Raw genomic sequence first — 22,613 nt, 5'->3', positions numbered from 1 at the left:
AGGAAGGACCGAGCCACCCGTATGCGATTCGTCGAACACCTCCCGTACGAGACCCGGCAAGAGGACCACGTCACCATCACCATGGCGGACGGAGTGCGCCTGTCGGCCAGGATCTGGCGGCCCACCTCGTCCGACGGAGAACCGGTCCCCGCGGTCGTGGAGTGCATCCCCTACCGCAAGAACGACCTCACCTCGACCCGCGACGCCATCCACCACCCGTACATCGCCGGCCACGGCTACGCCTGCGTACGGGTGGACCTGCGGGGGACCGGGGAGTCCGAGGGCGTCCTCCTGGACGAGTACCTGGACCAGGAGCAGCGCGACGCCGAAGACGTGCTGGCCTGGGTCGCCGCGCAGCCCTGGTGCGACGGGAACACCGGCATGATGGGCATCTCCTGGGGCGGCTTCGCCGCGCTCCAGACGGCGGCCCGGCAGCCCGAGAGCCTCAAGGCCATCGTCATCGCCTCGTTCACCGACAACCGGTACGCGGACGACATGCACTACCTCGGAGGCGCCATGCTCTCCGACAACCTCGCCGAGGCCGGCACGATGTTCGCGTACGCCACCTGCCCGCCCGACCCCGAAGTGGTGGGGGAGCGGTGGCGCGACATGTGGCGGGAACGGCTGGAGGCCGCCCGGCCCTGGGTCCTGGAATGGCTCCGCCACCCGCACCGCGACGCCTACTGGCAGCACGCTTCGCTCAACGAGGACTACGCGCGGCTGCGTTGCCCCGTCCTCGCCTCCAGCGGCTGGGCGGACGGCTACTCCAACGCCGTCACCCGGCTCCTGGCCAACGTGAACGTACCCCGCAGGGGACTGATCGGCCCCTGGTCCCACAAGCTGCCGCACCTCGGCGAGCCCGGCCCGGCCATCGGCTACCTCCAGGAGGTCGTCAAGTGGTGGGACCACTGGCTCAAGGGCGTCGACAACGGGGTGATGGACGGGCCCATGCTCCGCACCTGGATGCAGGAGAGCGTTCCGCCGTCCACGTCCTACGAGGAGCGCCCCGGCCGCTGGGTCGCCGAACCCTCCTGGCCCTCGCCGCAGATCAAGGAAGTGGTGCACCCGCTGCGGGGCTCCGTCATCGTGACGTCGGACGACGAGGAGCCCGCTCCGCGCGCCCGTACCCGTACGGTCCGCTCACCGCTCTCCGTGGGCCAGTTCGCCGGCAAGTGGGCCTCGTACAACGCTCCGCCCGACCTGCCCTACGACCAGCGCGAGGAGGACGGCGGCTCCCTGGTCTTCGAGACCGAACCGCTCGCCGAGCGGCTGGAGATCCTCGGGTCGCCCTCCGTCGACCTGGAGGTGTCGGCCTCCGCCCCGGTCGCCCAGGTCACCGCCAGGATCTCCGACGTCGCACCGGACGGCCGCGCCACCCGGGTGACGTACGGCGTGCTGAACCTGACCCACCGGGAGAGCGACGAGCACCCGCGTCCGCTGGAGCCCGGTCGGCGCTGTCACGTGCGCGTCCCGCTGAACGGGGTCGCGCAGGCGTTCCCGCCCGGCCACCGCGTCCGGCTCTCCCTCTCGACCTCGTACTGGCCCCTGGTGTGGCCGGCTCCGGAACCCGTCCTGCTCACCGTCCACGAGGACGGCGGCGCGCTGACTCTGCCGGTACGCCCCACCGAGGAGCCGGACGGCATGCCCCAGGCGGACTTCGGGGAACCGGAGGGCTGCCGACCGCCGCCCGTCACCCGCCTGACCGAGCCCGAGCAGGCCTGGAACGTCTCCAGGAGCCTGGTGGACTACCACTCGGCCCTCGACATCGTGAAGGACCGGGGGACGCAGCGCTACGAGGAGAACGGCATCGAGGTGGGGCTGCGGGCCTGCGAGAAGTACACCTCCGTGGCCGACGACTTCTCGTCCCTGACCGGCCGGTCCGCGTGGACCATGCGGTTCTCCAGGCCCGGCTGGGACGTCCGGGTCGAGACGAGCACCGTACTGACGTCGAACGCGGACGCGTTCACCGTCGACGCCACGTTGGACGGTTACGAAGACGGCCGCCGGGTCTTCTCCCGGACCTGGAACGAGACCGTTCCCCGGGACCTGGCCTGATGACCCGGCAGGGAGGATGAGCCCGGACGTGCAGATCACCACCGAGGGTGCGGTGTACGGATGCCTCGGCATCGGAGCCTTCCTCGCCGCGGGTCTGCCCCGGCTGCTCTCCCGGCTGCCGGTGTCCGTGCCGATCGTCTTCCTCGCCGCCGGAGTGGTCCTCTACCTGACACCACTGCCGCTGCCGTCGTTCGACCCGGTCGCCGACCGCGTCTGGGTCCACCACCTCACCGAGCTCTGCGTGATCGTCTCGCTGATGGGAGCGGGCCTGGCCATCAACCGCCCCTTCGGGTGGCGCTCCTGGGCCGCGACCTGGCGGCTTCTCGGGCTGGCGATGCCGCTGACCATCGGGGCGACGGCGCTCGCCGCCTGGGCGCTGCTCGGCTGGCCGGTGTCCGTGGCGCTCCTGGTGGCCGCGGTGCTCGCGCCGACGGACCCCGTGCTCGCCTCCGAGGTGCGCGTGGGGGAGCCGTCCGCGGACAAGGAGGACGAGGACGAGGTCCGCTTCGCGCTGACGAGCGAGGCCGGACTCAACGACGGCCTCGCCTTCCCGTTCGTCCTCGCGGCCCTCGCCCTGGCCGCCGCCGGGGAGAGCTGGACCGGGGGCTGGCTGGCGCACTGGGCCTGGAGCGACGTGCTGGTCCGGATCACCGTGGGCGTGGCGGTGGGCCTCGCCGTCGGCCTCCTGCTGGGCCGGGTGCTCTTCCGGTCCCGCGCCAGGTCGCTGCGGCTCGCCGAACAGGGCGAGGGGTTCGTGGCTCTGGCGGCGACCTTCCTGTCCTACGGCGTCACCGAGGCCCTGCACGGCTACGGATTCCTCGCGGTCTTCGCCACCGCGTGCGCCCTGCGCAGGTCGGAGCACAGCCACGGCTACCACCGGGTGATGCACGCCTTCGTGGAGCAGATCGAACGCCTGCTGATGGCCCTGCTCCTCTTCGGCGTGGGCGCCTACCTGGCTTCCGGCGGCCTGGCCGCCCTCACCTGGAGGGGCGCGGCGGTCGGCGTGCTGCTGCACCTCCTGATACGCCCGGCCACCGGCTGGCTCGCCCTGCTGCGGGGCCCGGGCCGGCCGAACGAGCGCGCGGCCACCGCCTTCTTCGGGATCCGGGGCATCGGCTCGCTCTTCTATCTCGCCTACGCCTGCGGGGAGGGCGAATTCGGTGCGTACGAGCGGGAGATGTGGGCGGTCGTCGTCTTCGCCGTCCTGATCTCCGTGGTGGTCCACGGGGTCGCGGCGGCCCCGGTGACCTCCTACCTCGACCGACGCTCTGCGCGCAGGCGTCCTGACGCGGGCTCCCGTACGGAAACGGCCCCCGAGCCCGGGTGAGCCGTGTCTCACCGGGCCGCCACGACTTGTCTATGCAACGAGATGCATAGAAGGATCGCGGTATGGCCCTCGACCACGCGATCCTCGTCTCCCTGCTGGAGCGGCCCGGCTCCGGCTACGAGCTGGCCCGGCGGTTCGAGCGGTCCATCGGATACTTCTGGACCGCCACCCACCAGCAGATCTACCGCGTGCTGGGCCGCATGGTCACCGACGGCCTGCTCCTCGTCCGCGAGGTGGAGCAGCAGGGGCGGCCGGACAAGAAGGAGTACTCCGTCACCGGGCCCGGCCGCCTGGCCCTCGCCGAGTGGCTGCACAAGCCGATCGAGCCGGAGAGCCTGAGGCACGACCTCGCCGTGAAGATCCGGGGCGCGGCCTTCGACGACCCGGCCGCCCTGATCCGCGAGGTCGAGCGGCACCACCAGGTGCACCGGGACCGGCTCGCGCACTACCTCGCCGGGGAACTGCGCGACTTCACCGGGCCCGACGCCCCCGCGCCGCCGGACGCGGGCCAGGAGCTGCAGCACGTCGTCCTGCGCGGCGGCATCGCGTTCGAGCGCATGACGATCGCCTGGCTCGACGACGTACTCGCCACCCTCCACCGGCTCGAAGCGCCGGGCCCGGACGCCTGAACGGCACCCGGCGCCACCTCCGTACCACCGAAAACCCTCACCCTCCCGGAAGGCGATCACCATGGCTGAGTCCGCGTCCCTGCTCTTCAACCCGCGCACCTACGACCCCGCGCACTTCGACCCGGAGACCCGCAGGCTGCTGCGCGCCACCGTCGACTGGTTCGAGGAGCGCGGCAAGCGCCGGCTGATCGAGGACTACCGCTCCCGCGCCTGGCTGGCCGACTTCCTCGCCTTCTCCGCCAAGGAGGGCCTGTTCGCCACCTTCCTCACCCCCGCCTCCGCCGCCGAGAACGAGAACCAGCGGTGGGACACCGCCCGGATCGCCGCCCTCAACGAGATCTTCGGGTTCTACGGCCTCGACTACTGGTACGCCTGGCAGGTGACCATCCTCGGCCTCGGCCCCCTCTGGCAGAGCGACAACGCCGCCGCCCGCGACCGGGCGGCCGAACTCCTCTCCCAGGGCGAGGTGTTCGCTTTTGGCCTCTCCGAGAAGACGCACGGCGCGGACATCTACTCCACCGACATGCTGCTGACGCCGGAGGGCGACGGAGCGGGCAGCTTCCGGGCCTCCGGCTCCAAGTACTACATCGGCAACGGCAACGCCGCCGGTCTCGTCTCCGTCTTCGGGCGGCGCACCGACGTCGAGGGCCCCGACGGTTACGTCTTCTTCGCGGCCGACAGCCGCCACGAGGCGTACCACCTGGTGAAGAACGTTGTCGACTCCTCCAAGTACGTCAGCGAATTCCGCCTGGACGACTACCCCGTGGCCCCCGCCGACATCCTGCACACCGGCCGGGCCGCCTTCGACGCCGCGCTCAACACCGTCAACGTCGGCAAGTTCAACCTCTGCACCGCCTCGATCGGCATCTGCGAGCACGCGATGTACGAGGCCGTCACCCACGCGAGCAACCGCATCCTCTACGGGCGCCCCGTCACCGCCTTCCCGCACGTGCGGCGCGAGCTGACCGACGCCTACGTCCGGCTCGTCGGGATGAAGCTGTTCAGCGACCGCGCCGTCGACTACTTCCGCTCCGCCGGGCCCGACGACCGCCGCTACCTCCTCTTCAACCCGATGACGAAGATGAAGGTCACCACGGAGGGCGAGAAGGTCATCGACCTCATGTGGGACGTCATCGCCGCCAAGGGCTTCGAGAAGGACAACTACTTCGCCCAGGCCGCCGTCGAGATCCGGGGCCTGCCGAAGCTGGAGGGCACGGTCCACGTGAACCTCGCGCTGATCCTCAAGTTCCTGCGGAACCACCTGCTGAACCCGGTCGACCACCCGGCCGTCCCCACCCGCCTCGACGCGGCCGACGACACCTTCCTCTTCCAGCAGGGACCGGCCCGCGGCCTCGGCTCCGTACGCTTCCACGACTGGCGCCCCGCGTTCGACGCGTACGCCGAGGTGCCGAACGTCGCCCGCTTCCGCGAGCAGGCCGACGCCCTGTGCACCTTCGTCGAGACGGCCGCCCCGGACGAGGAGCAGAGCCGCGACCTCGACCTCCTCCTCGCCGTCGGCCAGCTCTTCGCCCTCGTCGTCCACGGCCAGCTCATCCTGGAGCAGGCCCGGCTGACCGGCCTGGACCAGGAGCTGCTGGACGAGCTCTTCGCCGTGCTCGTACGCGACTTCTCCGCGCACGCCGTCGAGCTGCACGGCAAGGACTCCGCCACCGCGGACCAGCAGAGCTGGGCGCTCGGCGCGGTACGCCGTCCCGTCGTCGACGCGGCCCGTTCGGCGCGGATCTGGGAGCGCGTCGAGGCGCTGTCGGGGGCGTACGAGATGGCGGAGTAGGCAGCCTCCGGACCGGGGCGGAGCCGGGGGCCGCTCCGTTTGCGGGGCGGTGGACATCGCGTTTGAGTGGGAGAGCCCCCTCGCCGCCCCTGGAGCTGACATGTCGATGGCGTTCGGTTCACCTTCCGGTCCGTCCGATCCGTTCAGTGACCTGTTGAACCGGTTCTTCGGCATGTCGCCCGCGTCGTCGCCCCCCGCGATGCAGCGCGTACCGATCGGGCGGCTGCTGACGGAGTCCTCCCACGAGCTGCTGGGCCGGGCCACCGGCAAAGCGGCCGAGGACGGCACGGCGGACCTCGACACCGAGCACCTGCTGTGGGCGGCGACCCAGGTCGAGCCCGCGCGCGGTCTCCTCTCCCGGGCCGGGGTCGACCCCGACGACCTCGCCGCACAGCTCGACGGAGTGCTGCCCCGGGAGTCCGGCGAACCGTCCGCCGAGCCCGGTCTCACCCCGGCGGCCAAGCGGACCCTCACCGCCGCCTACGCCCGCTCGCAGGCGGCGGGGGTGTCCTACATCGGTCCCGAGCACATCCTCGGCGCGCTCGTCGACGATGCCGACTCCGGCGCCGGCCGGTTCCTGGGGTCGGACGGCCTCGACCGGGGCCGACTGCGCGGCGCCACGGACCGGGCGGCGGGCGCGGAGGGGGCTCCCGGCGGGGCCAAGCAGCCTGCCACGACCCTGGACGAGTTCGGCCGGGACCTGACGGAGGAGGCGAAGGCCGGGAAGCTCGACCCCGTGGTCGGGCGGGCCGACGAGATCGAGCAGACCATCGAGATCCTGTCGCGGCGCTCCAAGAACAATCCCGTCCTCATCGGCGAGCCCGGCGTCGGCAAGACCGCCATCGTGGAGGGTCTGGCCCAGAGCATCGTCGCGGGCGAGGTGCCCGACACCCTCAAGGACAAGCGGGTCGTCTCCCTGGACCTGTCCGGCATGGTCGCCGGAGCCCAGTACCGCGGGCAGTTCGAGGAGCGGCTGAAGAAGGTCATCGAGGACGTGCAGAAGGCCGAAGGGGAGATCATCCTCTTCATCGACGAACTCCACACGGTCGTCGGCGCGGGCGCCACGGGCGAAGGCTCGATGGACGCGGGCAACATGCTCAAGCCGGCCCTCGCCCGCGGCGAACTCCACGTGGTGGGCGCCACGACGATCGACGAGTACCGCAAGCACATCGAGAAGGACGCCGCCCTGGAACGCCGCTTCCAGCCCGTCCTGATCCCGGAGCCCACCGTCGAGGAGACCGTACAGATCCTCGAAGGACTGCGGGACGCCTACGAGGCCCACCACCAGGTCCGCTTCGCCGACGGGGCCATCACGGCGGCGGCCGAGCTGTCCGACCGCTACATCAGCGACCGCTTCCTGCCCGACAAGGCCATCGACCTGATGGACCAGGCCGGGGCCCGCGTACGGCTGCGCAGCGCCAACCGCTCCACCGAGGTCGTCAGCCGCGAGGACCGCCTCGCGAAGCTGCGGCGCGAGAAGGACGAGGCCGTCTCCGGTGAGGAGTTCGAGAAGGCGTCCGGGCTGAAGCGGCAGATCGCCGAGGTGGAGGGCGAACTCGCCGGGATCGAGGAGCGGCGCGAGGGCGTCGTCTCGGTCACGGCCTCCGACATCGCCGACATCGTCTCCCGCCGCACCGGCATCCCGGTCTCCCGGCTCACGGCCGGCGAGAAGGAGAAGCTCCTCAAGCTGGAGGAGGAGATGCACGCCAGGATCGTCGGCCAGGACGAGGCGGTCACCGCGGTCTCCGAAGCCGTACGCCGCAACCGCGCGGGCATGGGCGACCCGAACCGGCCCGTCGGCTCCTTCCTCTTCCTCGGCCCCACCGGCGTCGGCAAGACGGAGCTGGCCAAGACGCTGGCCGAGCTGCTGTTCGGCGAGGACGACCGCATGATCCGCTTCGACATGAGCGAGTTCCAGGAGAAGCACACGGTCGCCCGGCTCGTCGGAGCACCTCCCGGATACGTCGGCTACGACGAGGCCGGCCAGCTCACCGAGAAGGTGCGGCGCAACCCCTACAGCGTCGTCCTCTTCGACGAGGTCGAGAAGGCGCACCCCGACGTCTTCAACACGCTGCTCCAGATCCTCGACGACGGCCGCCTCACGGACGGACAGGGCCGCACCGTCGACTTCCGCCACTGCGTCGTCATCATGACGTCCAACATCGGCGCCCACCGCATCCTCGCCCACCAGGGCGATGCCGCCGAGCTCAAGGACGAGCTGATGGAGGACCTGCGGGGGCGGTTCCTGCCCGAGTTCCTCAACCGCATCGACGACATCATCGTCTTCCACAGCCTCACCGAGGACGACCTCTCCGAGATCGTCGAGCACCTGCTGGACCGCAGCAAGCACCGGGTCCACGCCCAGGGCATGACCCTGGAGGTCACCGAGGCGGCGAAGAAGCTCCTGGTCGCCCACGGCTACCAGCCGGAGTTCGGGGCGCGTCCGCTGCGCCGCACGATCCAGACCGAACTGGACAACCGGGTCGCCTCGCTGCTGCTCGGCGGAGAAGCCGATCCCGGGGACACGATCGTCGCCGATGTGATCGACGATTCCCTGCACTGCACCATCCGCAAGGGCGACGACGCCGGCCGCACCCCCGCGGCGGCCGCCACCCCCGACGGCAAGGAGTGAGTGACTGATGTCCCATCACCACCACAAGTCGAACGAAGAGGTCGAGGGCGACCCCGACACCGGCCACAGCCGCGGAATGCCCCGCCGCCCGGACGAGAAGCGACTCGACGAACGCCTGGAGGAGGACCGCGAGGAGATGGGCCTTCCCCCGGACCAGGACAGGAAGTCCGACTAGGGAACGACGCGCGTGCAGGTCCACGGCCGCTCAGGCGGCCGGGACCACCGTGACCTTGACGTGCTTCATGATCGGCTGGTCGCTCTGCGTGCTGTAGTCGCCCAGCGCGCACAGCACGTTCATCTCCGGCATGTACCCGGCCGCACAGCCGCGCGGAATGTCGTACGGGATCGCCGTGTAGCCGTTCAGGAACCGCCGGCTGCCGTCCTTCGCGGTGCTCGTGATGTCGACGGGCCCCATGTCGGCGATCCCGCGCTCGCGCATGTCCGCCCGGTTCATGAAGACCAGCGTGCGCAGGTTCTTGACGCCGCGGTAGCGGTCGTTGTCGGAGTAGATGGTGGTGTTCCACTGGTCGTGCGACCGCATCGTGCCGAGCGCCAGGGTGCCGGGCTCGGGCACCACGTCGGGCAGCGGGGCGGAGGAGAACTCCGCGCGCCCGGACGGGGTCAGGAAGACCAGTTCGCGGGCGGGCTGCTTGATACGGAAGCCGAGCGGCAGCCGGACCCGGCGGTTGAAGTCCTCGAAGCCGTCCAGCGCCTCGGCCATCGTGTCCCGGATCCGGTCGTAGTCCTCGATGTACCAGTCCCAGGGCGTCTCGCTGTCCGGCAGGGCGGCGCGCGCCATCCCGGCGACGATGGCCGGCTCGGACAGCAGGTGCGGGGAGGCGGGGCGCTTCATCCCGACGGACATGTGGACCATGCTCATCGAGTCCTCGACCGAGGAGCTCTGGACGCCGCCCCGCTGGTGGTCCTTCTCGGTCCGCCCGAGGCACGGCAGGATGAGGGCCGCGCGGCCGTGGACGACATGGCTGCGGTTCAGCTTGGTGCTCACCTGGACCGTGAGATCGCACGAGCGCAGCGCCGCGTACGTGGCCGGGGTGTCGGGCGCGGCGAGGGCGAAGTTGCCGCCCATCCCGACGAACACCTTCACCTCGCCGTCGCGCATCGCCTGGATCGTACGGACGGTGTCCAGGCCGGGTTCGCGCGGCGGGTCGATCCCGCAGGCCTCGGCGAGCCGGTCCAGGAACGCGTCGGTGGGACGGTGGTCGATGCCACAGGTGCGGTTGCCCTGGACGTTGCTGTGCCCGCGCACGGGGGAGGGGCCCGCGCCCTCGCGGCCGAGATTGCCGCGCAGCAGCAGGAGGTTGACGATCTCGCGGACGGTGTCGACGCCGTGCTCGTGCTGGGTGAGGCCCAGGCACCAGCTCACGATGGAGCGGTCGGCCTCCCCGTACACCCGCGCCGCCCGGAGGATGTCGGCGCGGCTCAGCCCCGACTGGTGCTCCAACTCCTCCCAGGGCGTGGCCTCGCACAGCGAGCGGTACTCCTCGAAGCCGGTGGTGTGGCGGTCGATGAAGAGACGGTCCAGGGCCTTGGGGTCGCTCGCCGACTGCTCCAGGACCGCCTTGGCCATGCCGCGCAGCAGAGCCATGTCCCCGCCGATGCGCGGCTGGAGGTTGAGCGTGCTGGTGGCGGTGGTCTTGAACAGGGCCATGTCCGTGAAGTCGTGCGGAACGATGGTGCGGGTGGCCGCCGCCTCGACCAGCGGGTTGACGTGCACGATCTGCGCGCCGCGGCGGTCGGCCTCGGCGAGGGCGGTGAGCATCCGGGGCGCGTTCGACGCGGCGTTGACGCCCAGGATGAACAGGGCGTCCGCGGACTCCCAGTCCTTGAGGTCGACCGTCCCCTTCCCGGTGCCCAGGGAGGCCTGGAGGGCCCGCCCGCTGGCCTCGTGGCACATGTTGGAGCAGTCCGGGAGATTGTTCGTGCCCAGTTCGCGGGCCATCAGCTGGTAGAGGAAGGTGGCCTCGTTGCCGAGCCGGCCCGAGGTGTAGTAAGCCGCCCGGTGCGGGCTGTCGAGCCCGCGCAGCGCGGCCCCGACGACCTCGAACGCGTCCTTCCAGCTGACCGGGACGTAGTGGTCGGATTCGTGGTCGTACGCCATCGGTTCGGTGAGCCGGCCCTGGTTCTCCAGGTCGTAGTCGCTCCACCCGTACAGCTCGGTCACCGAGTGCGCGGCGAAGAACTCGCGCCCCACGCGCTTGGGCGTCATCTCCCAGGTGACGTGCTTGATGCCGTTCTCGCAGATGTCCAGGTGCAGGCCCTTGGTGTCGTCCGGCCACGCGCACCCGGGGCAGTCGAACCCGCCGTTCTCGTGGTTCATCCGCATGATGGCCCGCGGACCGTCCACCAGCGCGCGTTCCTCCACCAGGAAGCGGGTCACGCTCTTCGCCGCTCCCCAGCCCGCGGCGGGATGGCGGTAGGGCCGGAACTGCGGACCGCCCTCGGGGACGGGACCGACCCGGGGCTCCCGGGGTTCCTGCGCTTCGTCGGTGCTCACGGCACTTCCACCCTTTCACCTGCGGATACGGCGGGCACGGCGGGCTCGATGGACATAGTGGGGCGTAGCGGGTCCTTCCGGCAGGCTATGCCGGGCGTTTCCGGGCTGCCAGTCGGTTCGGGGGCCCGTTCCGGACTGCGGTCCGGAACACCCGCGCATACGCTGACATGGTCCGGCCCCGGCTGCGGGGGACACCCCGCGGAACAGGGGCTCAAGGCCCCTCGGGCAGCCTCGTGAGGCCCCTCATGAACACGTACCGCCGGTTCCTGCTCCCCGCCGTTCCCCGGCTCGCGGGCTCCGCGCTGGTCGGAGCCGCCGTCGGCGTGCTGGTCGGCTTCCTCCTCACCAACGCGCCGCTGGGCATCCTCGTCGGCATCGCCGTCGCCGAGACCGTCTTCGTCGTCACGGGGTGGCTCGTCCTGTGGCCGATGGACGCCGCCGCCACGCACGACAACGCCCGGCGCGAGGAGTTCCGGCCGCTCGCCGAGGAACTCGTCGTCGTCACGGCGGCCCTGTCCGGACTCGTCGGGATCGTGGTGCTGCTCCTGATCGGCGACACGGACCTGAGCCACGCGGCGGCCGCCCTGGCGCTCTGCGGCGTGTTCATGTCCTGGGCGGCGCTCCACCTGATGTACGCGGCCCGCTACGCGTACATCTACCACCAGCCACCCGGCGGCGGGATCGACTTCAACACGAAGGAACCGCCGCGCTACATCGACTTCCTGTACTTCAGTTACAACCTGGGCATGACCTACCAGGTCTCCGACACCAACGTCTCCACCTCCAGGATCCGCGCGGTCGCCCTCCGGCACTGCCTGCTGTCGTACGTCTTCGGCGCGAGCATCCTGGCCACCACGATCAACCTGGTCGCCGGCATCGTCACCGGCTGAGAGGCCGCCGGGGACGGGTCAGCACTCCGGGAGAGTCAGCCGCCGTGTGACGCGCCGCGCCGACTCCAGCAACCGCGCCTCGACCTCGGTGGTCCGGTACATCCGGTCCGACCGGAACGAGATGCCGATCGAACCGACCTGGTCACCGCTGTACACCGGCACCGCCGCGCAGGTCGTCCCCCGCGAGTACTCTCCCCGATCCAGCGAGAGCGGGCCCGCGGGGGCCGTGTCGAGGTGCCGCGTCAGCTCCTCCCGGCGCGTGATGGTGCGAGGGGTGAGGCCGGCCATGGAGTGCCGGGAGAGGTAGTTGGCGCGCGCCTCCCCGTCCAGCTCGCGCAGCACGCTCTTGCCGAGCGCCGTGGCGTGCCCGGCATCCTGGAAGCTCACCCAGATGTCCACCCGCGGGGCCCGCGGGCTGTCGACGATCTCCAGGACCCGGATCTCGCCCTCGTCGTACAGCGTCAGGTAGGCCGCGGCGGACAAGGTGTCGCGCAGTGCGGACAGCAGGGGACGGATGCTTTCCTGCAGCGCCTGGCCGTCGGCGGCGGGCAGCAGACCGGGGTCCCGCTCGCGCAGGCTGAACGCCCCGTCGTCGAGCTCGTCCAGATAGCCGTCACGGGCGAGTTCGTGCAGATGTTGCCGGGCGGTGAGCTCCGGCAGCCCGGCCGCCCGGGCCAGCTGCTGTACGGAGGCGCCGTCCGGGTGTGCCCCCGCGGCCTCCAGCAACCGGAGGTCCTGCCGGACGGACACCGTCGGCTCGGGGCCGGCCTGGTCACCCATGGCACCAGCATGGACCCGGTGCCGAAGTGCGGCAAGGCGCGTCCTCCGGGCCTGCCGGAAACGCCCGGCCCTCTGTGGGGGCCTCACGAGCATTCATGGATTGCGCAATAGTTAAACTGTTGTCATGGACAGGATGGGCAGGACGGACAGCGACGAGGCGTCACGCTGGGAGTCCGCGGTGCTCGACGGAGGCCCGGCCGACGGGCTGCGCACGAGGATCGCCGACCGGCCGCTCCTACTGTTCGGGTGTCGGCGCTGTACGTCTACCGCCGCGACCCCCGTACGGACCGCGCGCCCCTGCGGTACACCTTCGATGCGGCCAGCCCCTGACCCCGCCCCGTCATTCGGTACGCTCTCGTCTGATCTTCGGGGCGCGTGCGGGCTCCGGACTGCCGTGACCAGGGGGATGCTTCCTAATGAGCAGTGCACCTTCGAGCGATCCGTTCCAGCCACTCAAGGCTGACGACCCGGCCGTGGTGGGGGGTTACCGGCTGGCCGCCGTGCTGGGCGCGGGCGGGATGGGCAAGGTGTACCTGTCGTACACGCCTGGGGGCCGGCCTCTCGCGATCAAGGTGATCCGGGCGGAGTTCAGTGAGGATCCGGAGTTCCGGCGGCGTTTCCAGCAGGAGGTGCGGGCCGCGCAGCGGGTGCAGGGTCTGTACACGGCTCCGGTGATCGACTCGGACACCGAGGGTGCGCAGCCCTGGCTGGCGACGGCGTATGTGCCGGGTCCCTCGCTCGCGCACGCGGTGGCCCGGCACGGCGGACTGCCGTTGCGCAGTGTGCTGCTGCTGACGGTCGGGGTGGCCGAGGCGCTCGGGGTCATCCACGGTGCGGGCATCGTGCACCGCGATCTGAAGCCCGCCAATGTGCTGCTCGCCGCCGACGGGCCGCGCGTCATCGACTTCGGCATCGCCCGGGCCGCCGACACGACCGCCCTCACCGGTACGGGGGTCAGCGTGGGAACTCCGGCGTTCATGGCGCCGGAGCAGGCGGCGGCCGGCACCGTCACCCCGGCCACCGATGTCTTCGCCCTCGGCCAGATCGCCGCCTACGCCGCGATCGGCGCACCCGCGTTCGGCGACGGGCCCTCGCACGCGGTCCTCTACCGGATCGTCCACGAGGACCCCGACCTCAGCCGGCTGCCCGACGCACTCCGTCCCCTGGTGGCCCGCTGCCTCAGCCGCGACCCGGCCGACCGCCCGTCCCTGGCCGACATCATCCGCATGTGCCACGACATCTCGCCCGAACCCCTCCGCCAGGGCGAGGACTGGCTCCCGCAGGCGGTCGCCGGGTCGATCACCGAGCGGCTGCGGATGCCCGCCCCCGCACCCACCCCGCCCCCGCAGCCGAGCGTCGCGCCGACCCCCACCGAGGTCGCCCCGCCGACCCCGCCGCCGGGAGTGCACCACTACACCCCGACCGGTTACGCGGTGGCCGCCGCACCCACGCAGACCGGACCGGCCGCACCCGGAGCCCCGGGAACCGTGCCGCCCGGTCACTGGCCGCAGAACGCCCACCCCCAGGGCTACCCCACCCCGCCGCCCCAGCAGCGGTCAGGATTCGCCCAACCCGGCTTCCAGCAGTCCGGATTCCAGCAGCCGGGCTGGGGCTCGTCCGGATTCCAGCCCGCCGCGCCGCGCCGTAAGCGGCCCGGGCTGATCGTCGCCGCTTCGGTCTTCGGCGCGCTGATCGTCCTCGGGGTCATCGGCAGCCTGCTGCCGGACGACCCCGACAGGTCGGGCAAGGGCGACCGGGCCACGTCGTCCTCCAACGGCGGTTCGAGCGGCAGCGGCTCCGGGGACAGCGCCCGGGAGAAGCCGGTCGACCCCAGGCCGGTCTCGTACAAGGGCATCGATGTGACGGCCAACTACGCCCTGAAGCTCGCCGACCACCCGCCCCGGCCGGTGGAGGACGACGGCACCGGTCTCAGTTACGGCACCGGGGACTTCTACTACGACTGGGACACCCTCTTCGGCGACGAGAAGGTGGGCAGCGCCAACGGGAAGCTGGTGGTGCTGAAGAACTCGCAGAAGGGGTCGCTGGAGACCTGCCGCCAGGAGACCCGCTTCACCGAGAGTATCGAGCTGGAACAGCTCACGTCCGGGTCGCAGATCTGTGTGCTCAGCAAGGCCGGACACATCGCCGTGGTGACCTACCGCGGCAAGTCGGGCGCGGACGACCCCAGCCGCTACATCACCATCGACCTGACGATCTGGCGCAACGCCGAGGAAGCACAACAGAGCTGACGAGCAGTCAGTTTGCTCCCGGTCGGCAGGTGGTGTCGGGGCGGACGGGCTCCAGGTCGACGAGATAGGCGTCGACCCGCTCCGTGACACAGGCGTCGCCGCGCCCGTACGCGGTGTGCCCCATCCCCTCGTACGTGAGCAGCATCCCGCCAGGGAACTGCTCCGCGAGGCTCACCGCCTCCTCGTACGGGGTGGACGGGTCGCCGGTGGTGCCCACGACCAGCACCGGCGCCACCCCGTCGGCGTCGACCCGATGCGGCTTCCGGTCGCCGGACGGCAGGCCGCGACAGGTGAGTTCGGCGGTCACCCCCGCGGTGCCATAGACCCCGGCGGCCTTCTCCGCGCGCGGCAGGGCGTCCCAGTAGGCCTCGGTGTCGCGCGGGTGCGGGACGTCCAGGCAGTTGACGGCGGTCAGCGCGGCGTCCTCGTTGTCGGCGGGGGTGGTGTCCTCCTCGGCGGGGCTCTCCACCCCGCTGTCCTCCTCGGCGAAATCGTCGGTGTCCTCCTCGGCCGGGGCCGGCTCCTCCTCGTCCAGCGCGCCCAGCTCGGTCGCGTCGCCCGCGTCCGCCGCGGCCAACGCCCAGGACAGCGGCTCCCATTGGTCCTCCGGCGTGTACATCGCCATCGACACCGCGTCGAGAACGGCCGTCGCGTCCATCCCGCCGTACTCCGCGTACGCGCTGTCCTGAGAGACCGGCAGCGGCTCGCGTCCGGCGCGGGTGTAGAGCCGTTCGATCAGCGCGCGTATGCCGTCCGGGCTGCCGGCCGGGCAGCTGTCACCCGCCACCTCCGCGCAGTGGTCGGCGTAGTCGTCCACGCTCCGCCGGAAGCCGGCCGACTGGCTCAGCACCCGCTGCGACCAGTCCAACGACGGGTCCATCGCCCCGTCCAGCACCATCGCGCGGACCCGGCGGGGGAACTGCTCGGCGTACGCGGTGCCCAGGCTCGTCCCGTACGACCAGCCCAGGTAGGTCAGTTCGCGCTCACCCAGGGCGGCGCGGAGCACGTCCAGGTCGCGGGCCGCGTCGTCGGTGCCGACGTGCCGCAGGAGGTCGCCGCTGTGCCGCTCGCAGTCCTCCGCGACGGCCCGCGCCCCCTCGGCGGCGGCAGCGCGGTCCCTCTCCGTACGGGGGTGGAGCGGCGCGACGCCCTCCGCCGCGGGCGGCTCCGGCGCGTCCTTTCCGGCCTCGTCGTCGCTCGCCGTGCAGGTCAGGGCGGGGACGCTCGCCCCGACCCCGCGCGGGTCGAGGGCGACGATGTCGAAGCGGTCGCGGGCCGCCGGGCCGAACGCCTCGTCCATGCCCTCTTCGAGGGACTGGACCCCGGCCGCCCCCGGGCCGCCCGGGTTGTAGACGAGCGAGCCGATGCGCCGTTCCGGCTTCCCGGCCGTCGCCCGCGCCACCGGCAGGACGAAGGTCTCGCCGTTCCCCGGCTCGTCGTAGTCCCGGGGGACGGTCAGCCGCGCACACGCGTACCCCTCCGTGTCGCAGTCCGTCCACCGCAGCCGCTGGCCGTAGAACGGCTTGAGGTCCGGCCGGGACGCGGGGTCGGCCGACGCCGGGGCGGCTCCGGCCCGCCCCGGTCCGGCGGCCGGGCCGGCCGTGCAGGAGGCGAGCGCGACCGAGCAGGCGAAGGCCAGTGCGGTGACGAGGGCGGGGCGGCGGCGGGCAGGGTGGTTCAACGGACTGCTCCCAGGGATCGGGCCGGGCGGTTCACCGGCAGCATCCCTGGTCGATGCTGAGGATTTGCTGAGGCGGTCCGGCGGCAGTCCCCCTCGCCCGGACGGCCCGCAGTCCCACGGCCCCGGCAGTCCCACGGCCCGCAGTCCCACGGCCTGGCGGTCCCACGGCCTGGCGGCCCTGCGGCCCTGCGGCCCGGAGTCCCACGGCCCCAGAAGTCCCCATGGCCTGGCATCCCGTCGGCCCGACAGCCCGACAGCCCGACAGCCCGACAGCCCGGCACCCCGACGGCCCTGCGGCCCGACGTCAGCCGTCCGCCGGCGGCCGGTCGCCGCTCGGCAGGCGCAGCACGAACCTGGCCCCGCCGTGCCGCCCGGGCCCGGCCGTGAGGCTGCCGCCGTGGGCGTGCGCGACCCACGAGGCGATGGACAGCCCGAGCCCCGTCGACCGCGACCCGCTCCGGAACCGGTCGAACAGCGCCCCCGCCACCTCGGGCGGCAGCCCCGGCCCGGCGTCCTCCACCGTCACGGTCGTCGACGCCCCTTCGTCGGCGACGACGACCACCACCTCGGCCGGGGCCCCGGGCGCGTGGCCGTGGACGAGCGCGTTGCCGACGAGATTGGCCACGGCACGCCGTACGAGGTCGGGGTCGGCGACCACGACCGCCTCCCGTGCCTCCACCGACACCCGGTGGCCCTCCGCCGGCGCGTCCTGGACCAGCGCCTCCACCAACTGGTCCAGCCGCAGCGGCTCCACCGCGAGCACGGCCGTCCCCGACATCAGCCGGGCCCGGGTGAGCAGCCCGTCGGCCAGCGCGCCCATCCCCTCGGCGAGCCGCAGCGTGCGCCGGTGCACGTCGGTGCTGTCGGTGTCCCCGCGCAGCGCGGTCTCGGCGAGGGTCCGCAGCGAGGCCGCGGGCGTCCGCAGGTCGTGCGCGGCGTCCGCGAGGAAGGACTCCTGCCGGTCCAGGGCCTCCAGGGCGGGCCGGACGGCCCGGCCCGACAGCAGATGCCCGACCAGGGCCGACAGGCCGACCAGGAGGGCGCAGCCGCCGGTCACCCGCCAGGCGAGCCGCCGGTGGTCCGCCTGCTGCGCGGCGGTGCCCGCCACGGTGACCAGGGCCCCCTGCGGCCGGGCGTCCTCCTCGGCCTCTGGCGCATAGAACGGCAGGGCGAACAGGCGTACCGCTTCACCCGTGGTCGTACGGCCGTCGAGGGACCGTTCCTCGTCGGCGTTCACGGCCGCGGCTGCCGCCCGGCGTACGGCAGGGCCGTCGACCGTGAGGCAAGGGGTGCGGGGCGCGTGCTCCACGGCCAGGTCCGCCGGGGCGATGCGGCGCGCGTCCCGCGCGGCGTCCGGCGGGACGGACAGCAGGTGGAGGGGCGGGCAGGCGGTCCCGGCCGTGTCGAGCAGCACCCCGGCGTCCAGCCGTCCGTCCTCGTCGGTCTCCAGCAGTCCGAGCGCCCAGTTGGTGTCCGCGCTCATCGTCCGGTCCAGCTGATCGCGCCAGCGCACATCGTCGCCGCGCACCGCCCAGGCGGCCATCGCCACCAGCCCCACCGCACTGGTCAGGGCGAACAACAGGGTGATCCGGCGGCGGAGCCGGCGGACCCGGGCGGTCGGGGTGAGGGGGCGGGAGCGCCGGAACCGGCCGCGTACGGCTCCGGTCACGAGGCCGGGCCCTCCTCCACGGCCAGGCGGTAGCCGGTGCCGCGTACGGTGTGGAGCAGCGGGGGAGCGCCGAGCTTGCGGCGCAGCTGCGAGACCAGCACCTCCAGCACATTGGACCGGTGCTCGGCCATCTCGTCCCAGCAGCGCTCGGCCAGCTCCGCCCGGCCGACCGCCTGATCGGCCCGGCCGGCCAGCACCTCCAGCACCGCGAACTCCCGGCTGGTCAGCGTCAGCAGCACCCCGCCCCGCCGCACCCGCCGCCGCGCGGTGTCGATCTCCAGGTCTCCGACCCGCAGCACCGGCGGGGTGAGCGCCGGGGCCCGGCGGCACAGGCTGCGCACCCGGGCGACCAGCTCCGGGACGGCGAACGGCTTGACCAGATAGTCGTCGCCGCCCCGGGCGAAGCCCTCCACCCGGTCGGCGACGGTGTCCCGGGCCGTCAGGAACAGCACCGGCACCGCCCGCCCGGAGCGCCGCAGCTCCTCCACGTACTCCGCGGCGTCCCCGGCGGGCAGCATCCGGTCGAGGACGACGCAGTCGTACGCGGTGACGAACAGCGCCTCGTCGGCCTGCGGCAGGTCGACCGCCTCGTCCACGGCGAGCCCGGCGGCGCGCAGGGCAGCGGCCACGCCGAAGCGGAGGTTGGCGTCGTCCTCGACCAGCAGCACTCTCACGCCGTCACCCTAACCGCGCCGGGCGGCGGCGGTTACGCAGGTCAGTGGCCGACCAGCTCCCCGTCCCGGGCGACGATCCGGCCGCCGCGCACCACCATGTCGCGCCGCGGCAGGTCCACCACCACCTGCGGCAGGCACTCGCCGCGCACCAGCAGGAAGTCGGCCGGCGACCCGGGCTTCAGGTCCGCCTCGGGCAGCCCCAGGAGCCGCGCCCCGCCGTCGGCCCCCGAGCGGAAGGCCGCCTCCAGCTCCTCGTCCAGCCGGGCGTCCTGCACCCAGGCCAGCAGGTGCGAGCGGTGCAGCATGTCCGCGTTGCCGAAAGGGCTCCACGCGTCCCGTACGCCGTCGGAGCCGAGGCCCACCTCGACCCCGTGCTCCCGCAGCCGGTCGATCGGCAGCACCAGGTCCGAGGAGGGCGCGACCGTCGTCAGCGAGATCCCGGCTTCCGCCAAATCGGCCGCCAGCCGGTCGAGTTCACGCTCGGGAAGCCCCGGCACGCAGAACACATGGCTGACCGTCACCTTGCCCTGGAGCGACAGCGCCTCGGTGCGGGCGATGATCGCGCGCAGCGACTCCATCCCCGTCGCGGCCCGCTCGTGCAGATGGATGTCGACGCCCACCCCGTGCCGGTCCGCGATGCCGAAGACCACGTCGAGGTGCTCCTCCAGCGCCTCGTCGAACCCGATCGGGTCGATGCCGCCGACCCGGTCGATCGCCCCGGTGCGCGCGGCCTCCTCCAGCAGCTCCTTGGTTCCCGGGGTACGGATCACCCCGTGCTGCGGGAACCCGACGATCTCCACGTCGAGCGCGTGCCGCAGGGCCCTGCGGGCGGACCCGACGCCCTCGACGCCCACCAGGTCGTAGGCGGGCGCGACGTCGACATGGGCCCGCATCGCCCGGGTGCCCTGGGCGACTGCATGGCCCATCAGGCGTTCCGCCCGCTTCTTCAGCGGCGTACGCAGAGCGTGGTACAGCTTCACGTCCTCGGCGGTGTACTCCGCGATGGAGCTCGCCGGGTTCCGCGTCACCCAGGGCTCGCCCCAGGCCGTCTTGTCGGGGTGGATGTGCGCGTCGACCAGGGTCGGCAGCGCGATCCGACCCTTGCCGTCGACGATCTTCGCACCGCGCGGGGCGGGGTCGCCGCTGATGATCCCGTCGACGACGGTGAGGTCGACGGGGTGCTCCGCCCCGTACGGCCGCACGTTCTTGAAGACCGTGGCGCGCGCGTGATCGCCCGTGCGGTCCGGCTGCTCGGTGATCCGGTCGGCGGTGGAGGGCGCGGGGGCCGTCCCGGCGGGTCGTGGCTCGGCGGCCGCGGCCCCCGAAGCGCTGAGCGTCGCCGCGGTGCCCGCGACGGCGGCGGCCCCGGCCAGCATCGAGCGCCGGGAGAGACCGACGGTGGCGGCGGTGGACTCGTCGTGCATCAGGAACTCCTTCGAGGAGAGGGAACAGCAGGAGGAGAGGGGGAGGAGGTGAGGCGGCGTCAGGCGCTCGGCACCACGAACCCTGCCCGCACCACGCGCGCGGGCCGGCTCAGCACGCCGACGTCCGCCAGCGGGTCGCCGTCCACCACCAGGACGTCACCCGCGAAGCCCCGCGCCAGGCGGCCGACCGTGGCGTCGAACCCGAGGAGCTTCGCGGCCCCCGTGGTCGCCGTGCGGATCGCGTCCAGGGCGGAGAGCCCGGCCGCGCGCATCAGCTCCACCTCGCGGCCGATCGGGTCGACCGTTCCGCCCGAGGAGTCCGTGCCCGCCGCGAGGGGGACGCCCAGCTCGTGGGCGGCCAGCACCGCCTGCTTCAGGACCGGGAGGTAGGTGCGGCCGCGCTCGGCCAGGACCGGGTCCGAGGACTCCGCGAGCCCGGCGATCGCGGTGAGCGTCGGCGTGAAGTACGTACCCCTGCGACGCATTTCGTGCAGCGTGCGCTCACCGACGAACGCCCCGTGCTCCAGCGAGCGGACGCCGGCCGTGACCGCGTCGTGGCAGCCCTTCTCGCTGTAGCTGTGGCAGAGCACCCCCTTTCCGCCGCGCCGGGCCGCCGCCACGATCGCGGACAACTGCTCGTGGTCGTAGACCTGGACGAGCGGGTCCTGCTCGGGCAGCCCGGCCCGCTCGTTCACCCGGGTCTTGATGGTGTCGGCCCCGCGCGCGAGGTTCACCTCGACCACCCGGCGCAGCGCCTCGGGCGAGCGCACCCCGTCGCGCAGCCGGGCCAGCGGGGCCAGCTCCGGATCGGCGAGGATCGTGTCGCCGAGGTCCGGGGTGACGAAGATGCCCGCCGCCCGCAGCCGGGGCGCCCGCTCCGGCGCCTGCCGGGCCAACTCCCGTACGGCGATGTCCTGGTAGAAGTTGGTCGAGCCGCTGCGCGCGCTGGTCGCGCCCTTGAGGACCGCGTCGCGTGCCTCGGCCGCCGTGTTGAGGTGGATGTGGGCGTCCACCAGGCCGGGCAGGATCCACTGGCCATGGGCCCGCAGCACCGGTACCCCGCCGGGGACCCGGCCCACCCGCCCCCGGGACCCGGCCGCCCGGACGACACCCCCGGCGATCACCACGACCGCGTCCTCGGTGACCTCGCCCGTCGCCGGGTCGAGCAGCCTGCCGCCCTCGACGACGAGATCGCCGCCCCGGCCCGGCGAACCGTGCCGGGCGCCGGACGAAGCGGACGCGGCGGTGGCCGCCTGGGCCGGCACGGCCGCGGTGCCGGCCAGGGCCGCGGCACCGGCGAGCACACCCCGCCTGGTCAGTCGGTTGGAGGGAGGCGGGGTGTTCTCGACGCACATGGGAGGGCTCCTTGGGTCGCGGAAGCGAGCGGGAGCACTTTGTATACCAGGATGGCCGCGATTCTGGGAAGGAGTGATTCCGCTCCTCGCGCGTGCAGGAAAAGTGCAGGAAATGCGCTCTGCCCCTCGGAGGCCCCCGAGGGGCAGAGCGCATTGGTATACAAAAGATCAGGCGTCGTGGAACAACGATCGAAGGGCCACGGCCCGGCTGTCCCGCACGTGCAGCAGCGTGCTCGCCGCGGCCGAATCCTCGTCGCCCGACGCGATGTACCGGAACATGACCGCGTGCTGGGCCCGCATGTGCTCCGGCTCCTCCCGCATCCCGAACAGCAGCCGGAGCTGACCGCTCAGCTGCTCCATGGTGCGGGCCAGCATCGGGTTGCCGCTCAGCGCCACGATGTCCTCGTGGAAGGCGGTGTGGGCCGCGACCTCACGCGTCCCCTCGTCGTCGGACGCCGCCTGCTCCGCCCGGTCGAGGGAGGTCCGCAGCGCGGTCACGCCCGCCGGCTCCACCGGGGCGGACCGCGCCACCCGCCGCGCCGCCAGCCGGGAGGCCTGGACCGCGAGTGGCTCCCACACCTCGTACAGGTGCTCCACGTCGGCCCGCTCCAGCCGCCGCACCCGGACCCCGCTGTGCGGCAGCAGCTCCAGGAGCCCCTCGCCCACCAGGGCACGCAACGCCTCGCGGACCGGGACGCGGGACATCCGCAGCTCCTCGGCGACCTCGCGCTCCACGAGCCGGGCGCCCTGCGCATAGCGGCGGTCGACGATCCGCTGCCGGACCGCGTCCTGGGCGCGGGCGCTCAGCGACGTACGCTCCGGGGCGCCCGCCTGCTCGCTCCCGGGACCGTCCGCCCGCGTTCGGTCCCGCCCCGCGCTGCTGCCCGCCACGTGACCCATCCTCCGCTCGGCCGGACTTCCCGGCCTCCGGCCGAGGATAC

Annotated in this window: 16 protein-coding genes; 8 read left to right on the top strand and 8 right to left on the bottom strand. The window is 72.7% G+C overall.

Features of this window, described 5'->3' with window-relative positions; all coding sequences use genetic code 11:
- Positions 1-21: 21 nt before the first annotated feature.
- From ACFWRV_RS16050 to ACFWRV_RS16025, 6 genes are all read left to right on the top strand, one after another.
- Complete coding sequence (locus ACFWRV_RS16050) at positions 22-2,055, top strand: CocE/NonD family hydrolase (RefSeq protein ID WP_384334366.1); 2,034 nt, start codon at positions 22-24, stop codon at positions 2,053-2,055.
- A gap of 28 nt (positions 2,056-2,083) precedes the next feature.
- Positions 2,084-3,382: a cation:proton antiporter gene (locus tag ACFWRV_RS16045; protein ID WP_384334364.1), complete on the top strand. Its 1,299-nt coding sequence runs from the start codon at positions 2,084-2,086 to the stop codon at positions 3,380-3,382.
- A 62-nt stretch (positions 3,383-3,444) separates the two neighbouring features.
- A complete protein-coding gene (locus ACFWRV_RS16040) occupies positions 3,445-4,011 on the top strand; it encodes a PadR family transcriptional regulator (protein ID WP_384334361.1) in 567 nt (188 codons plus the stop codon).
- Positions 4,012-4,072: 61 nt separating this feature from the next.
- Positions 4,073-5,803: an acyl-CoA dehydrogenase family protein gene (locus tag ACFWRV_RS16035; RefSeq protein WP_384334358.1), complete on the top strand. Its 1,731-nt coding sequence runs from the start codon at positions 4,073-4,075 to the stop codon at positions 5,801-5,803.
- 100 nt (positions 5,804-5,903) lie between these two features.
- Complete coding sequence (locus ACFWRV_RS16030; RefSeq protein WP_384334355.1) at positions 5,904-8,435, top strand: ATP-dependent Clp protease ATP-binding subunit; 2,532 nt, start codon at positions 5,904-5,906, stop codon at positions 8,433-8,435.
- 7 nt (positions 8,436-8,442) lie between these two features.
- Positions 8,443-8,610 (top strand): hypothetical protein, encoded by a 168-nt coding sequence (locus ACFWRV_RS16025; protein WP_384334352.1) that lies wholly within the window; start codon positions 8,443-8,445, stop codon positions 8,608-8,610.
- A 30-nt stretch (positions 8,611-8,640) separates the two neighbouring features.
- On the opposite strand, the gene ACFWRV_RS16020 is transcribed toward ACFWRV_RS16025, so the two are convergent.
- Entirely contained in the window at positions 8,641-10,950 is a 2,310-nt protein-coding gene (locus tag ACFWRV_RS16020; RefSeq protein ID WP_384334349.1) for an FdhF/YdeP family oxidoreductase, read from the bottom strand.
- Positions 10,951-11,195: 245 nt separating this feature from the next.
- Here ACFWRV_RS16020 and ACFWRV_RS16015 point away from each other — a divergent pair, with 245 nt between their 5' ends.
- Positions 11,196-11,840 (top strand): DUF1345 domain-containing protein, encoded by a 645-nt coding sequence (locus tag ACFWRV_RS16015; RefSeq protein ID WP_384334346.1) that lies wholly within the window; start codon positions 11,196-11,198, stop codon positions 11,838-11,840.
- Positions 11,841-11,858: 18 nt separating this feature from the next.
- On the opposite strand, the gene ACFWRV_RS16010 is transcribed toward ACFWRV_RS16015, so the two are convergent.
- Entirely contained in the window at positions 11,859-12,620 is a 762-nt protein-coding gene (locus tag ACFWRV_RS16010) for an IclR family transcriptional regulator (RefSeq protein WP_384334343.1), read from the bottom strand.
- Between the two features lie 416 nt (positions 12,621-13,036).
- Here ACFWRV_RS16010 and ACFWRV_RS16005 point away from each other — a divergent pair, with 416 nt between their 5' ends.
- On the top strand, positions 13,037-14,869 hold the full coding sequence (locus ACFWRV_RS16005) for a protein kinase (protein WP_384334340.1): 1,833 nt from the start codon (positions 13,037-13,039) through the stop codon (positions 14,867-14,869).
- 7 nt (positions 14,870-14,876) lie between these two features.
- On the opposite strand, the gene ACFWRV_RS16000 is transcribed toward ACFWRV_RS16005, so the two are convergent.
- From ACFWRV_RS16000 to ACFWRV_RS15975, 6 genes are all read right to left on the bottom strand, one after another.
- On the bottom strand, positions 14,877-16,550 hold the full coding sequence (locus ACFWRV_RS16000) for an alpha/beta hydrolase (RefSeq protein WP_384334337.1): 1,674 nt from the start codon (positions 16,548-16,550) through the stop codon (positions 14,877-14,879).
- A 304-nt stretch (positions 16,551-16,854) separates the two neighbouring features.
- Entirely contained in the window at positions 16,855-18,219 is a 1,365-nt protein-coding gene (locus tag ACFWRV_RS15995; RefSeq protein ID WP_384334334.1) for a sensor histidine kinase, read from the bottom strand.
- A complete protein-coding gene (locus ACFWRV_RS15990; protein ID WP_384334501.1) occupies positions 18,216-18,887 on the bottom strand; it encodes a response regulator transcription factor in 672 nt (223 codons plus the stop codon). The genes ACFWRV_RS15995 and ACFWRV_RS15990 overlap by 4 nt, the downstream gene beginning before the upstream one ends.
- Positions 18,888-18,934: 47 nt before the next feature.
- Positions 18,935-20,317: an amidohydrolase family protein gene (locus ACFWRV_RS15985; protein ID WP_384334331.1), complete on the bottom strand. Its 1,383-nt coding sequence runs from the start codon at positions 20,315-20,317 to the stop codon at positions 18,935-18,937.
- Positions 20,318-20,376: 59 nt separating this feature from the next.
- Positions 20,377-21,672, bottom strand: a complete 1,296-nt coding sequence (locus tag ACFWRV_RS15980; protein ID WP_384334328.1) for an amidohydrolase family protein — start codon at positions 21,670-21,672, stop codon at positions 20,377-20,379.
- A 168-nt stretch (positions 21,673-21,840) separates the two neighbouring features.
- Complete coding sequence (locus tag ACFWRV_RS15975; RefSeq protein ID WP_384334325.1) at positions 21,841-22,572, bottom strand: GntR family transcriptional regulator; 732 nt, start codon at positions 22,570-22,572, stop codon at positions 21,841-21,843.
- Between the last annotated feature and the right edge of the window lie 41 nt (positions 22,573-22,613).

This window comes from Streptomyces sp. NPDC058576, from assembly GCF_042718715.1.
Taxonomy (GTDB): domain Bacteria; phylum Actinomycetota; class Actinomycetes; order Streptomycetales; family Streptomycetaceae; genus Streptomyces.
The sequence above is the reverse complement of the archived record's forward strand: the minus strand, read 5'-3'. Positions and strand labels throughout refer to the sequence as shown.